The organism is Planctomycetaceae bacterium (genome assembly GCA_021371795.1).
Lineage (GTDB): Bacteria > Planctomycetota > Phycisphaerae > Sedimentisphaerales > UBA12454 > UBA12454.
In genome coordinates this window covers 1-14,739 of the sequence record JAJFVK010000015.1, presented here as the reverse complement: position 1 = coordinate 14,739, position 14,739 = coordinate 1, and the positions used below count along the sequence as shown (strand labels likewise).

Below are 14,739 nucleotides of genomic sequence, written 5' to 3'. Positions count from 1 at the left end.
ATTGGGAGAAGGGTTTCTCTTTTGGAAAGCTTCAAAAAAGCGGCAAAAGAGCTTAAATTAAACTGCAAATGTTTTGGCACTGACAGAACAGAATTAAGCGCAGCTCTGCAATTGTGCGACAAAAAATTTATTGTCAATTCTGTAACTCATCAGGACTATGTAAAACAACTCCTGAAAATTGTAAAACAAAACAAGGTAAAGCTGCTTGTGCCGACTGTTGACCTCGACTTGCATCTGCTTGCCGCAAATAATAAGAAATTTTCAGATGCGGGCTGCACCGTCCTGATTTCCAAACCAGAAATTATAAATATATGTCAGGACAAACGACAAACTTTCAAATTTCTAATTGAAAACGGATTCGATACACCTGTCACTTTGAACACAGAGCAGGCATTACGCAAAAAAAACATTAAGTATCCGCTCTTTTTAAAACCGTGGGACGGCTACGCAAGCAGAGGAAACGCACTGGTGAAAAACCGCGAGGAACTCTGTTTTTATACAAAAAAAATACCTAATTGCATTGTTCAGGAATTCATCGCCGGTCAGGAATTCACCTGCGATGTCTTTGTCGATTTCGATTTAAAGGTACGCTGCGTTGTGCCGAGAAACCGCATTGAGACAAGAACAGGCGAAGTAAGCAAAGGCAAAATAATCAAAAATAAGCACATTATGCAAAGTACTGCGGAACTTGTGCAGAAACTTGGCGCAGGGCCGGGAATAATAACCGTTCAGCTGATCCTGACAAAAGACGAAATAATTAAATTCATCGAAATTAATCCTCGTTTTGGCGGCGGAGTTCCGTTAAGTATCAAAGCGAATGCAGATTTTCCTAAGTGGATACTTCAACTGCTTACCGGAAAAATACCAAATATAAAATTTGACGGTTTTGAAAATAACCTTGTGATGCTTAGATACGATGAAGCAGTCTGGTTAAGATAGTTGTAAGGAATATAAAAATGATTTTTGATTCTTTTGTAGGGCCGCAAAGACCATTAAGCTGGACGTTTCAGTTCTGGCCGGTATTGGCAGTATCATGCATATCAGGTCTAATCGCAACATGGCTAAGCAAAAAAGTAGCCTTAAAATACGGAATTGTTGATAGACCAAATGATACGGTAAAAACACATAAAGAACCGATAGCTTATCTTGGCGGTATCGGCATACTTGCCGGCCTGGCGGCTGGAATACTTGTGGGCACTTTCTGCTTCAAAGAAAATGTGTACATCAGTCGTTGGCTGATGTCGATATTAACCGGTGCATCTATCGCCTGTTTCGTTGGTTTAATTGATGATGTTTATGACTTACGGCCATCACATAAATTAGCCGGACAAGTTATAGCGTCCATACCATTAATAGCAACAGGAGTATTGCCTTCACTAAACCCGTTTTTAGCTCCATTTGGTTTGACGCTGCCGGATTCAGTCGAATGGGCTATCGGCGTACCAATCGTAATTTTTACTGTGCTTGGCGCAACGAACTCATTGAACTTGCTTGATGGACTTGATGGTCTGTGTGCAGGAGTAACAGCAATTATTACGATTGCCCTGTTGTTTCTTGCCATTCATCTCTCAACATGGGGATGGAGTGAAGTGCGTGACCCTGTGAGAACAATCGTATGCCTTGCTCTTGTTGGTAGCGTATGCGGATTTTTGCCATACAACCGAAATCCCGCGAAGATTTTTATGGGCGATGCCGGCAGTATGCTGCTGGGATTTGTGGTCGCTGCAATTATGATGCTTTTCGCCAAAGCGTTTCCACGATGGTGGCTCGCTTCTTTGGTAGTGTTTGGCTTGCCAATTCTCGACACCGGCGTTGCACTTGCCAGAAGATGGCTGAATAAAAGGCCGTTGTTCATTTCTGACCGCGGCCATATTTACGACCAAATGATTGACAGAGGGCTGACGCTAAAGCAAGCTGTAAAGGCCTGCTATCTGCTAACGGCAGTTTATGCTTTTATAGGCGTAACAATGAGCCAAATCAAGACCAGACATGCTATTATAGTCTACTTTGCCGTAATTGTGATATCTGCGGTGATTGTATGGAAGAAAGGATATCTAAAAATGGAGGGATTAAGAGGTGCGATTAAAAAAGAAAACATGGGAATGAACGGGAAATCGTGAGAACTCATGGGATAAGGCGTGCAAAACGCGCAACGCCTGCCGCGGCAAGGATTGACAGAAACGGTATAGTGCCAAGCGTATAAAGAGAATGGCCTATGAATGTCGCAAATGGAAAATACCAAACAGCATAGCAAATTATCATCGCCAACAGCAATAATCCCGTTCGGCGATAAAAATAAAAGCCAAACACGGCACAAATCCATAAACCTAAATGAAAAACGGTAAGAGCGGTTTGCTCGGTTGACTTTACTTTAATTGATAGAAATGGATATGTAAGCATCGGAAAATAATATTCAATCGCATTTAATATATTTTTCTTTAGAAATAACACGGGCCGTGTTTTGATATCCTCTGCCATTTTTGCGTTAGCGATTTCTTCATTCTTTATATCTTTGAAACCTTTCCAATGTGTAAGAGTGGCTTCATTGCCATCAATCCCCATTAGTCGCAGGCTTGCATCAATATAAGTCTCACCTTTTTGTTGCGGCTGGTCTTCGATAAAATCCCAATGAACATTGCCATTAAAATACGCAAGCCCCCCACCCCCTGCAACCGGAATAAATTTGTGAAAAGCAATCCAATTTCTATATGTCCAGGGGACAATCAAACATATAGCAATCAATCCGGCATAAACAGCCGTCATGATTCTTTTGTTCCGTTTAATCCCGGCAGCAAAAATAATAAGCATAACCACAAAAACCACCGGCAGCATCGCAGCGTGTGCAAGAATCAAGGCAGCCGCAGATATACCCATAAAAATCGCTGACAACAGTTGTGAAACCCTCGACTTATTAAATAATTCGATCCCTGCAAAATACACAAAAACAATATACAGAAATGTTTGCAAAATCGCGGTCATTGGATTTTTGGCGTTCCAATAAACCCATGGATTTATTAGAAAAAGCAATAAAGCAATCACCGCAATGTTTTGATTATATAGTTGCCGGGCAATTTTAAAAATCAGCATCCCTATAAAACCTACAAGAATGCTTTGCGGTATAACTATAATGTACCGCTGCAAACTTTCCGGGAAAATTGCCACAGGCACAAGGAATAGCGGATACATCGGCGGACGATGGAATACCGGCGGCCCCCCTTTTTCAAAAACATAACCATTGCCGGCAACAAGATTTCTTGCTATCTGGATATAACCGTCGTTACCTGCACTGAAATCCCTGCTCAAGCCGGTAATCGGCGCAACAACAAAAAGTATCACGGCACAGAAGAAAAGACATAAAAAAAACGATAACCAGAAGGCCTGTTTATCGCTTTGCGGAATAAATCTTTTTAAACTTCCTGCCATAAATTTTTACTTTCTTTCTGCCGTGTAAGCGTCTGTCAGGTTTTCAACTGATGTCATTTTTTCCTCATGATAATCTTCTTCAGCGTTTACCTGCCAGATATTTTCTTTGCTTTCCACGCCCTTAATAATATTCTCCACCGCCGTCATCGCGGTAAGCATTGAATGATCCTGATTATTATAGCGATGCATACCGTTTCTGCCGATCAAAAAAAGATTTGCGAAACCATCGGTGTAGTTTTTAATCACATCGAACTGGTCGTAACTGCCGAAATATGCGGGGTATGTTTTTTCAACCCTGGCAACTACACTGTCGATGATGTCATTTTTATCCACTATGCCGACTTTTTCAAGTTCACAGCCTGCAAACTCTTTCATTTTATCATCGGTCATATTCCAGACATCATCGCCCTTATCGCAGAAATATTCAAGCCCAAGCCAAACCGTATTGTCATCCGCAACCATATATGGACTCCAGTTATTAAAAACCTGAAGCCTGCCGATTTTCACATCCTTTTCCTGAATGTAAATCCAGTTGTCCGGCACAATATTATTTACAGTCTTTATATTCGTATTGTTTTTTATTTTCAGCTTCGACGCCAACAAACCTACGGTAATAAAATCCCTGTAACATAAACCATCAGCAACCGCTTTCACAGCCTGCAGAACATCCTGCATATCTTCTATCAACTCTTTAACAGGCATTGTCGAGAAAACAAAATCAGCGTCAATCTTTTTCACCTCATTTGTCTTTTCATCTCTGACAGTAACGGAATAAATTCTGCCATTTCGATTTTCCAGCCCTGTTACTTTATGGTTTAAGACAACCTGCCCGCCTTTGGCTTCGACTTTCCGCGAAACTTCCTCCCACAACTGGCCGGGCCCATACTTGGGATATAAAAACTGGCTGATTAAACTTGTTTCTATTTCTTTTTGGCCGATGGATTTATCTTTGCAAAGAACAGCTTTTATGGCGTGTATAATTGCACGTGTAATTGAAAGCCCCTTAATCCTCTGTGCACCCCATTGAGGATTTATTTTGTCGCAACTAATTCCCCAAACCTTTTCCGTATAATCTTTAAAAAATGTTTTATATAATTCTCTGCCGAAACGATTTATAAAAAAATCTTCAAGAGATTTCTCGTGTTTAATTCTGAATATTCTCGCCTTGAGATAGCTTAACGTTATTTTAACCATCCTGAAGATTCCAAGATTGGCTACCGTTACAAGAGTAAGTGAAATGGGATAATCGAAAAACTTTCGCAAAAATAAAATTCTTGAAAGCCTTTCTCTGACAAGCATCACTTTGTCTTCTTTTTGCGGGTCTGCCTCGATTGTTTTCTTAAATTCGTTGGGAGGCAATTCCCGATTCAGAAGAATATCATCTTTTGCAGGAGCAGTTTGCACTGGCAGAATATCCATCCAGAATTTCATAACTCTGTCTGATTTGGAAAAGAAGCGATGGCCACCGATGTCGATGCGATTGCCTTTGTAGTTGATGGTTTTTGAAATGCCGCCGATATCGCCGGTTTGTTCGAAGATTATCGGCTTGATGTCGGTTTTGTTGAGTAGTTCAAAGGCTGCGGTTAGCCCCGCCGGCCCTGCTCCAATTATAATTGCTGTTTTTTTATTCATATTATTCGTCAAAATGTATCACTGTTGGATGAGCCGGTATAAAGGATTCTGAACTGATTAATCTCCTTGGAGTCCAAGTTTGAAAAAGATCTGATGATTCACAGTAATATATTCCACCATCAACATAATCATCGAAATAAATTCGCCATGTATTATCATCAATTTTTACCAAACTCTCCCCTTCTATATTTCCTATACCATCATTCCAATTTGTCCAATCTCCCGAACCTTGAATAGTATAACCGCTGGTCAATGAGGAGGAAGTGCCATATTCAATATTCTGATAAGTAAGACGTTTAGGTCCTTTATACCATAAATAATATGTTCCATCTATTTTTATAACAAATGGATCAATCATATATGTGGTGGTGCCCCAATCTCCTTGAACAAAGACAGGAGTAGACCATTGAGTAAATTCTTCATTTAAGGGGTGCATTTCATAAATTTTATAGTTAAGAGCAACAAAAACATGAATAGAATTATCCTCATCGACAAACCACTCAGGAGCCCAGGTATAGAGGAAAGAACCACAATAGACATCTGTAATATATTCCCAATTTTGCAAATCATTCGAACTGGCAACACCAAAGGTATTTCCTCGATAATGGTAAGGAATATTATTTGTCGTATAAACTACATAATATTTATTATTGAGTTTCATAATTGAAGGGTCTCGAACAACATTCATTAAATTTATTGGATTTGTCGGGTCAGTAGCTGTATGCGGCAAATTAGGGTTTTCATAAACTGGATTATTTCCTCTTAAAAACCATGACGTACCATTATAAGATTCCCAGATATATAACTTTTCATTATTCGATTTGTGAGAACCCATAATATATCTGACAGCAAGAAAATCATTGGCAAAAACGCCAAGGTCATAGAAATTAACCTGTCCATCTGGTATTCCTGCTGACCCCGAAAGATCGATGGCAGAATTTACATTTTCTGCAAACCAATTATTTGAAAAAATAGAGAAGTCCATAAAATTGACTTTTCCATCATCGTTAAAATCTGCTGATTTTGTTACTGCCAAACAAATATCAGCAGTAATTACAATGGAAAAATAAAGAAAATATCTAATTATATGTTTATTTACTGCCATCTAAAACTCCTCCAAATCGTAATTATTTAACATCTTTCAATGTTGGAACTTTCCAGATTTTAATTTCAGGACTAACCAAACAACCGGTAGCAATGTATTTTGAATCAGGAGAAAATGCCATATCAGAAACCGTAAGGTCGCTGGCATAAATATTATCTAGTTTCTCGCCTGTCGCTATATCCCAAAACCAAACTCTTCTGGCAGGCTCAGTATCCACGGCAAGAATTTTACTATCCGGACTTATTTTTATACTGGAAATATTCTGTTTTTGATTAGCTGGAGTATTATATTTGGGCATTTCATAAACTCTTAAAATATTTCCCGTGATTGCATCTAAAGCGATAATAAACCTGATTTTTTCAGCCACATAAAGAGTTTTGCCATCGGACGAAAATTCTACAATGGTAAATTGGCCGTATTCATCAAACGTTTTTTCCCAAAGGATTTTATCATTTTTTATATCTTTAACAAAAATCCAGGCTTTATCTTTTTTACCTGCACCCACAATCAGAGAGCCTTCGTTGTCTATGGCATAGTCAAACAGAGTAAATTTTTCTTCAGTTGTATTTTTTTCAAAAACAATGGGTAACTCTTTGAACTCTGAATTAAACAATGCTAATTTAAGCTTATCTTTTTCAGATAGCGAAAGCAACCCAAATTTACCATTTGATGAAATGGCAATTTTCTTACATTCTGTACCATAAGGTAAACTCAAACTCGCTAATTCTTTTTCAGCTTTCAGGTCAGTTAAAACAAGTTCTGATTTGGCAGCATAAACAATTTTATTATCATTTAAAGGCACGACAAATTCAGCATGTGGTTTTGCGACCACCGGCCATTTTTTGAAATTATCCCATTGCCAGGTATAAATATGGTTATTTTTGGAAACAATTGAAAGATTATTACCAATCGCAAAAATATTGTCTGTTCCTTCAATAGGCCCTTGCAGTTGACGAATTAAATTGCTTTTTGAATTAGAAAAATACACAAAAAATAAAAGGACGCAAATAACTATCGACACAATCAGAATATTCCTCTTCTTATTAGTCATACCATTTTTCTTCTTTCAAATTTTTAACGTAAATATTACTTTGAACACCATGACTCTCAATTTGAGTCACAAATTCAAAGCCGCATTTTTGATAAAGTTTATTGGCTGCCTCATTATCCGCCGCCACTAATACTTTAACTTTGTTAATGCCTCGTTTCCTACATTCTTCAAAACCGGCATCGACAAGCTGTTTTGCAATCCCTCTGCCTCTGCCTTCCAGGGCTACCGCTATTGAGAGCAATTCAGCGTCCGGCAAATCCATTTTTTTCATTTTTGATGGATAAAAAAGATTGTCCCATATTTTCTTAATTACATGTAGGGATAACATTCTCTTGGCAAGTACAAAAGCGAAACTGAAACCTTTCTTCAAAGCAACATATTTATATAGCCTTGAAAGATTTAATGAAAATGCAACAAAGCCTAAAATCTTCTCATTTTCAACGGCAACAAATCCAAAACTATTTTTATCTTCTGTAATAGCCTGGTATAATGCAGCCACAAATTTCGGACCCAAAGAGCTTATGAATCCTGTCGGGATGCCTTGTATATGCAATACCGCACATTTTTCTGCATATTTTGATTGTAAGCTGTGTATCACTTTATCAAAAGTTTTTTAATATATCTTTTATGGTTGAAAACTTAAAATCTGAAAGCAATTTATTGACTTTAGCTTTTACTGTCTGCCTATTTCTTATCTGTGATTTATGAAATTTCAAAGCTGCTACTTTTCCTTGTCCGGTAAGATTATCCAATTTCAGCGAGACTGCATCTATATCAATTTCATAAGGGTGCATATAGACAACAACTGGGCGGTTTTTTTGTATATGTCTTATCGCCCATTTTGTATAAAAATACAGTAAGTGCCTCATATACCCCCCGCCAATACTAAGTTCCTTTATGCCCAATGATATAGTTGACATCGGTACTTCGATAATGCTTTGTCCATCAGCTAAAGACATTCTGTGAATTTCTTTTTTGAACCCCGGCCAACCGTAGCGTTTACCAGCCATAGGCAAAATACTTGAATCATAAACAAATCCAAGTTCACCTAAAACTTCTAAAGCCCATTTAGTATCCTGATTGATAGAAAAGGCAGGCGCTCTATGACCTATTACTTTTCGACCTGATAAATCTTCAAGCAATTTTTTGGCATCTCCTACCTCTTTCCTGAATTCATCTCGATTAAGCTTGAATATCTGTTTGTGATGAAAACCATGTACAGCAATTTCATGGCCTTCATTCGCAATCTCTTTTATAAGCTGCGGAAAACTTTGAGCAACTTCGCCAAGAATAAAGAATGTTGCTTTTACATTATAATCTTTGAATGTTTGTAAAAACCAATGTGTATTTTGGACCACAGCTTCTGTAGGTTTTGCACCAGGGATATTCAGCCAATCACGCTGCAAAATTGCCCAATAATCTTCAACATCAACTGTTAGAGCATTGATCATAACAAATTATCAACCTTGTTTATAAGTCCTTTAACATGATCTACTGAACTGGATAACATCTGTTTTTCATGATCTAATAATGATATCTCAATAATTTTTTCAACACCATTACCCCCCAAGACAACGGGTACACCCATGAAACATTCTTTAATACCGTATTCTCCTTCACAATAAACACTGCATGATATAATACTACGACTATTCCGGATTAATGATTGGGCCATATTAGCAATAGCCGTACCTGCTGCATAGTAACCACTATATCCCAGAAGATTAACTATTTCAGCACCTGCAAACTTTGTTCGTTCAATTATTTTTTGTATATCACTTTCAGGCATTAGTTCAACCAACGGTATTCCTCCTATTGTAGTGAATCTTGGCAAAGGAAGCATATCATTACCATGTACCCCAAGAATAATCCCATGTACACAAGATGGATCAACATGTAATTTACTAGCAATAAAACTGCAATAACGGGTTCCATCTAATTGCCCCGACATCCCCATGACTTTGCTTTTAGCAAATCCACCAGCTTTAAAGGCCGCATATGCCATTGCATCAAGCGGATTAGTAACTACAATAATAAGGCTCTCTGGCGTATATTTTTTAATTTTTCTGGCCACATCAATGACTATGCCTGCATTTGTCTCTAAAAGATCGGTTCTGCTCATACCTGGATGTCTTGGTTTGCCACTAGCAATAATAACAACATCACTGTTTTTAGATTGTTCCCAATCTGAAGTACCAATTATGGAACAATTATGTCCGACAACTGAAGCTGATTCAGAAATATCAATAGCCTTACCTTTGGCAATATTTTCAACAACATCTATCAATACTACATCAGCAAGATTAAAATTAGTAATAACACTTGCTGCTGTTGCACCAATGTTCCCTGCACCTACAATCGTTACTTTGCTACTAGCCATTGTGGATTTTATCCTTTAGTCTTAATCTTTGTTCTCTAAGTTTTTTATCATAAATCATGGCCATATTTTCTATAATATACCCAAACAACGGTCCCATATCATTTTTTCTAATAAGCTGATAATACATATCTTTTCCATAAAAATGAAAAAAACTAGGTTTTGCTTTAAAGCGGTTTTCTTTTGTTTTAAAAAACCACATAATATCGCCGAAAAGGAAACGGTTATATTGATTTTCTTTATATTGAAGCTGAGGTTCGGGTTTTTGGCCTATGGCAAGCTGATATATAATTTTAGTCATGTCAACACCACCAGCCTCAACAGTTCTATAGCTTTCAGGAAACCTTGGGTTAATCTCCATAAGCTTAACAATACCATCACGGGGATCGGTTATAAAATCAAAATCACAAAGGCCAACCCATTTTAGTTCTTTCATTACATTGACAGCTTGTTCAAGGATGTCCGGCCGGTGTTCGGTTTTATTAAGAACACTTGAGCCGCCATCGACTGGATAATACCTAAGTTTCGAATAAACTACACCGGCATACAATTCCTGATTTTGATCCATTATCGCATCTACTTTATATTGCATCCCCCCCTGCGGAACATACTCCTGAATAAATGATTGGCCATAGTCTTTTTGTACTTTATCAAAATTGTTTAATATCTCATCTTTGTTATAGCAGAAAGTTATACCTCTTGCACCGGCAGAGATTGCAGGCTTTATCAGAACGGGATATTGTGGTATCTTATTAACAATTTGCTCCAATGATTCGTCTTCTGGGTACCAGGTTAATGGAATCGGACATCCTGCCTTTTCAGCAACTTTTAAAGTACCAATCTTGTTTCTGCCCTGAACAAATATATCATAAACAGGCAATAGAAGTTTTGTATATTTTCTGATTTGTTCCTGATTTTGGGCGATAATATCTGTCATTACATCACCAACAGGGAACACCATATCAACAGTATTACTTTTTAGAAAATCTAACAGAAAAACAATAAATTCATCCTGATTTTTTTCAATATGGGGATAAATAACTTTGCTATCAACAGCTTTGCTGCACATACCACAGCAGTACTTTTTAGATGAGCCTGCTATAACTTTTAAGCCCATGGCCTTGCAAGACTCGATAACCGGCAGGGAAGCCTTAGCGTGAACTTCTAGAATGAGAACAGAACAGTTATTCATTAAGTTTAAGTTCTTTCTTTAATCACTTTTGCTGGGACACCACCGCAAATAGTATTCGGCGGCAACTCACCTTTAACTACAGACCCCGCTGCTACTACAACCCCACTTCTAATAATTGTACCAGCCAAAATAATTGAGCCGGCACCTATCCAAACATTATCTTCTATGATAATATCATTTTCAGTGTATGGCTGTTTTATCATCGGTGTATCAATTAAATCCATTCCATGGTTATATGCAAACATTTGCACATTAGGACCACACATAACATAGTTGCCCAATTTAATTAAAGCATCCTTTTTTCCGGCCTGTAAAACATTATTATGATTTAATAAACAATCATCTCCAATAATTATTCTTTCAGGATATCTCATTAATACCGTTGGGCTTATATGACACCTTTTTCCGATTTTCGCTATTCTGCAACCCCTGATATAATTAAAAATATAGTATGCAAAAAGTATTAAAATCTGCTTGATAAAAACAATGGAAAAAATAGAACGTAATATCATTACAGAATATTTAATTTTAGAAGTAGCCGGCTCATATATTTTTTTGTTATTCATATTTTTCTTCTAAAAAATCCAGTGGTTTAATTAGAGTTATCCGTTAATACATCTTCAAAAATGTTTATGAGCTGTTTAGCTATAATTTTTCTGTCATATTTTTCTGAAGCAGATTTTCTTCCATTTTCACCCATTTGTTTTGCAATATCCGGGTTATCTACAAGATATTCAACTTTTTCAGCTAAATCTTTGGGGTGCAACGGATCTGCAAAAACACCGCTATTATCTGCCAATACCATATCAATAGTAGGACCTTCAAAATTAATAATTGAAGGGATTCCAGTAAACATATAATCAAATATTTTATTTGGCGTAACAGGTCTGCCCCCATCTATATGTTTAAGAATCATAAGGCCAATATGGCAAAGACGCAAAATCCCAACCAAACGTTGTTTAGGCACTGGGTCAGCAAAGACTACATTGGTAATGCCTTTTTCTTTTACCTTTTGAACTAATCCTGTTTTTTCACCACCATCGCCAATCAATAAAAATCTAATATCTTCCCTTTTCTCGAGAAATTCAGCCGCGTCGATTACATAATCAAGTCCATTTGCTTTTCCATGAGCGCCTGTAAAAATAGCGATTTTTTTGCCTTCTAATCTATTTTCAGCCAAAAAACTATAATCAGGTTTCACATCGTTAAAAATGCTTCCATCAGCACCTAACAGTATTGTTTTTAGTTTCTCAGGAGGGAGACCTCTTTCTTTGAGTCTTTTTTCGAATCCTTCCGAGACTAAAAGTATTTTTTTCGCTTTTGCATAGCATTTGTTCTCTAACCAAGCCATAAATTTTATATATAATTCGTCTCCAGTCGCCCATCCTCCTATAATAAAACTTTCCGGCCAGAGGTCTCTTACTTCGAACACAAACTTTGCTTTTTTAAACTTAGCCGCAATTAAGCCAGGGATTCCAACAAAAATTGGCGTACTTGTTGCAAAAATCAAATCAGGCTTTTTAACCATCAAAGCAGCAATTGTACCCAGTACAGCAAACCAAAAAAAAGAAAACATCCTTTTAAAAGAACGCATATTATTAGAGTAAGGTGTATTGCAAACTGTTACATTTATACCGTCATAATTATCTCTTCTAAGTAATTTATACCAAGGCATCGGTTCAATACCGCTTGTATCATATATGCCGGAAATTACATGAACTTCGTGTCCTGCTTGAACCATATATTTTGCAATATCATAGCTTCTTGTTCCGCCGGAACCTTTATTTGTCATAAAATGCTGATGAATATAAATTATCCTCATATGCTTTCCTCAAAAATACTTGTTTTGAAAAATGAATTACTACAATTAATTTGCATATTTACACTTAAAGTTTTAATTTTTGACAACTTACCGTAATATAAAGATTCCCAGCCGCCTATGTCACAACCTTCCAATATATCAACGCCGCATTTACCGCTGCCATTTATCTCAAGTATCCATTGATTCGGCAAGGAAAACTTAATGCCATAGTCATTTCGTTTAATAATTTCAGCTTCAACAGGCATATGCCATCTTAATGTCGCAGAATGTTCCGAACCGGCTTTGAATTCATCGATAATTTGCCATTTATCCGTATCGCATTTTATAGTCCTGAAATGTAATACTTTCCATGGATTTCTATTGTATGCGTAATTTTTACCTTTAAAAAACATTTTATTGCCCTGTAATTCGAATTTTTCTGCTTTTGCGATCAATTCAGGATAAAACATAAATCTTGTAATTTTATTTACAGGCGAACTGTCGTCAATGGTAATTGTATTATGAGCTTTGATTGATTTAAAATAATTTTCTAATTTAGCGTTTTCTGGAATATAGTATTTATAAGAACCAGAATCTCTCAGGATATTTATCCCGCCCGCCCAAAAATCGAAATGCAACGGGTCTATTTGCGTCATTCTGTCCTTATATGAGTGACATCTAACCATTGCCCAGCTATTATCCTGTCGAATAGTATAATATCCCCCATTATCAAAAGCGGTACCTTTTTTCTTTGTTTTTGATCTTTGACAATTGAGGGCAGTTGCTCCAAACAGCCACAACAAATCCTCATCCCAGTGCCCATTATCATATAACTTCTCATTATTGAATAAATACCAACCTGCCTGAATAACAGGTTTATAATCAAGATAATCATTATTATTTAGAGGAATTATCAATGCACCGTCGTTAGGACCGTAATTAGGCACTCTGCCAGTTTCATCATCCTGAAGCTGGTAAATAAATTCAACAGCTTTTTTAACTCTATCGGTTAATTTAACATTGAATTTATCTTTGTTTAAATTTGCAAGTCTTAACACCCAGATATAATCCTGAAGCATTAATCTATGATAATTCATCGAATGCTGCAGATATGCCCCATCTTTATATATTTGTTTCAGTCCTTCACTTGTTAATATATCTCTCCCCCGCTTGAGCCAACGGTCAGCATTTTTCATTTCAGGAAATATAAGGCCTGCGGTATAAATTCCTGCTGCTTCTGAAATAGAATGATTGGTCCTGGTAGATATTGCAAATTCTATATTGCTCTCAATCCTGTCTGCATGTATAGCAATTGCTTTATATAAACTCATTAATCTTTGCGAAGTGGTCGATTGTGCCTTTTTCAAAGTGAAATATGCAAAACACATGGCAAAAAGACGAATTGCACATTCCTGCCCGCATGCAAAATTAGGACCGCAATTGGGCTGATTAATCTGTAGCCAGTTTTCAAATAATTGCCAGAACTTTTCTGAATATTTATCTTCTCCTGAAGCAATATAAGCCCTGCACAAAGTATAAGCCCAGGCAAAACGGGAAGGTTCCCATACATATTTGATATCACCAACTTGTGAATCAAAAGTTTTTGTCCGGGACCAGTGCCTTGAAGCATCTATTTTACTACTGCTTAAAGGGCTTTTCAGCCAATCTTCATTTGTATTAAAATTATAATAATCCTTGAAGAAATATTTTAGTTTGCCTTGTAATATTTCATCAGCCTCGGATAGAGTATTTTCAAGATAAGGCTTTAACTCCTGTACAGAAATGTTGTCAAAAAAGAAAATTCTTTCCTTATACAACAAACAGTTTAGATCTTCGTTTACATCAGAATTTACAATATCTTTAAGTTCTATTGCCCCCCATTTATTAACAGGAGATTTTCCTGCTATTGCCCCCGTTTTTCTTTTTATAGTGTATTTCAAACGGAAAAAGCAAAACCCTATGCCATTACATTTGATGGCTTGCGCTATTTTTTTAAATTTTACAAACATATATTTATTCACTACTGTCCCATTGACAGATATAAAAAAAGTTATAAGTGTCTTTAATAAAGTATGTTATAAAGACAATTTAATGGAATCGATTTGAAATCGCTTTTGAACATAACTGCGTAACTGCGTTTGCAAGCTAAAAACGGCGA

13 protein-coding genes are annotated in these 14,739 nt (G+C 36.9%); 2 read left to right on the top strand and 11 right to left on the bottom strand.

Annotated elements, in window-relative coordinates:
* Positions 1-21: 21 nt before the first annotated feature.
* Together LLF92_07725 and LLF92_07720 are read left to right on the top strand one after the other, a co-directional pair.
* Positions 22-939 (top strand): ATP-grasp domain-containing protein, encoded by a 918-nt coding sequence (locus LLF92_07725; protein ID MCE5341001.1) that lies wholly within the window; start codon positions 22-24, stop codon positions 937-939.
* 17 nt (positions 940-956) lie between these two features.
* Positions 957-2,120 (top strand): undecaprenyl/decaprenyl-phosphate alpha-N-acetylglucosaminyl 1-phosphate transferase, encoded by a 1,164-nt coding sequence (locus LLF92_07720; protein ID MCE5341000.1) that lies wholly within the window; start codon positions 957-959, stop codon positions 2,118-2,120.
* A gap of 4 nt (positions 2,121-2,124) precedes the next feature.
* Here the strand turns inward: LLF92_07720 and LLF92_07715 are convergent, their stop codons facing one another.
* The 11 genes from LLF92_07715 to LLF92_07665 form a co-directional block, all read right to left on the bottom strand.
* Positions 2,125-3,423 (bottom strand): glycosyltransferase family 39 protein, encoded by a 1,299-nt coding sequence (locus tag LLF92_07715; GenBank protein ID MCE5340999.1) that lies wholly within the window; start codon positions 3,421-3,423, stop codon positions 2,125-2,127.
* Positions 3,424-3,429: 6 nt separating this feature from the next.
* On the bottom strand, positions 3,430-5,055 hold the full coding sequence (locus LLF92_07710; protein MCE5340998.1) for an NAD(P)/FAD-dependent oxidoreductase: 1,626 nt from the start codon (positions 5,053-5,055) through the stop codon (positions 3,430-3,432).
* Position 5,056: 1 nt separating this feature from the next.
* Positions 5,057-6,160, bottom strand: coding sequence for a hypothetical protein (locus LLF92_07705; GenBank protein ID MCE5340997.1), 1,104 nt, complete (start codon positions 6,158-6,160; stop codon positions 5,057-5,059).
* Positions 6,161-6,182: 22 nt separating this feature from the next.
* Positions 6,183-7,211 carry a WD40 repeat domain-containing protein gene (locus tag LLF92_07700; GenBank protein MCE5340996.1) on the bottom strand — a complete coding sequence of 343 codons (1,029 nt, stop codon included), beginning with the start codon at positions 7,209-7,211 and terminating at the stop codon, positions 6,183-6,185.
* Positions 7,204-7,725 (bottom strand): GNAT family N-acetyltransferase, encoded by a 522-nt coding sequence (locus tag LLF92_07695; GenBank protein ID MCE5340995.1) that lies wholly within the window; start codon positions 7,723-7,725, stop codon positions 7,204-7,206. The genes LLF92_07700 and LLF92_07695 overlap by 8 nt, the downstream gene beginning before the upstream one ends.
* An 88-nt stretch (positions 7,726-7,813) precedes the next feature.
* Positions 7,814-8,662: a polysaccharide deacetylase family protein gene (locus LLF92_07690; protein MCE5340994.1), complete on the bottom strand. Its 849-nt coding sequence runs from the start codon at positions 8,660-8,662 to the stop codon at positions 7,814-7,816.
* Positions 8,659-9,591: a malate dehydrogenase gene (mdh, locus tag LLF92_07685; GenBank protein ID MCE5340993.1), complete on the bottom strand. Its 933-nt coding sequence runs from the start codon at positions 9,589-9,591 to the stop codon at positions 8,659-8,661. The genes LLF92_07690 and mdh overlap by 4 nt, the downstream gene beginning before the upstream one ends.
* A complete protein-coding gene (locus tag LLF92_07680) occupies positions 9,584-10,780 on the bottom strand; it encodes an ATP-grasp domain-containing protein (protein ID MCE5340992.1) in 1,197 nt (398 codons plus the stop codon). The genes mdh and LLF92_07680 overlap by 8 nt, the downstream gene beginning before the upstream one ends.
* 5 nt (positions 10,781-10,785) lie before the next feature.
* Positions 10,786-11,346: an acyltransferase gene (locus tag LLF92_07675; GenBank protein MCE5340991.1), complete on the bottom strand. Its 561-nt coding sequence runs from the start codon at positions 11,344-11,346 to the stop codon at positions 10,786-10,788.
* A 26-nt stretch (positions 11,347-11,372) separates the two neighbouring features.
* A complete protein-coding gene (locus tag LLF92_07670) occupies positions 11,373-12,572 on the bottom strand; it encodes a glycosyltransferase family 4 protein (protein ID MCE5340990.1) in 1,200 nt (399 codons plus the stop codon).
* Between the two features lie 26 nt (positions 12,573-12,598).
* Positions 12,599-14,602 (bottom strand): heparinase II/III family protein, encoded by a 2,004-nt coding sequence (locus LLF92_07665; GenBank protein ID MCE5340989.1) that lies wholly within the window; start codon positions 14,600-14,602, stop codon positions 12,599-12,601.
* Positions 14,603-14,739 lie beyond the last annotated feature (137 nt).

Bases quoted from the DNA above. Each gene is read 5' to 3' on its own strand.
- LLF92_07675 (MCE5340991.1), bottom strand. From the start codon at position 11,346: ATGAATAACAAAAAAATATATGAGCCGGCTACTTCTAAAATTAAATAT.
- LLF92_07690 (MCE5340994.1), bottom strand. From the start codon at position 8,662: ATGATCAATGCTCTAACAGTTGATGTTGAAGATTATTGGGCAATTTTG.
- LLF92_07710 (MCE5340998.1), bottom strand. From the start codon at position 5,055: ATGAATAAAAAAACAGCAATTATAATTGGAGCAGGGCCGGCGGGGCTA.
- LLF92_07705 (MCE5340997.1), bottom strand. From the start codon at position 6,160: ATGGCAGTAAATAAACATATAATTAGATATTTTCTTTATTTTTCCATT.
- LLF92_07715 (MCE5340999.1), bottom strand. From the start codon at position 3,423: ATGGCAGGAAGTTTAAAAAGATTTATTCCGCAAAGCGATAAACAGGCC.
- LLF92_07680 (MCE5340992.1), bottom strand. From the start codon at position 10,780: ATGAATAACTGTTCTGTTCTCATTCTAGAAGTTCACGCTAAGGCTTCC.
- mdh (MCE5340993.1), bottom strand. From the start codon at position 9,591: ATGGCTAGTAGCAAAGTAACGATTGTAGGTGCAGGGAACATTGGTGCA.
- LLF92_07700 (MCE5340996.1), bottom strand. From the start codon at position 7,211: ATGACTAATAAGAAGAGGAATATTCTGATTGTGTCGATAGTTATTTGC.
- LLF92_07670 (MCE5340990.1), bottom strand. From the start codon at position 12,572: ATGACAAATAAAGGTTCCGGCGGAACAAGAAGCTATGATATTGCAAAA.
- LLF92_07720 (MCE5341000.1), top strand. From the start codon at position 957: ATGATTTTTGATTCTTTTGTAGGGCCGCAAAGACCATTAAGCTGGACG.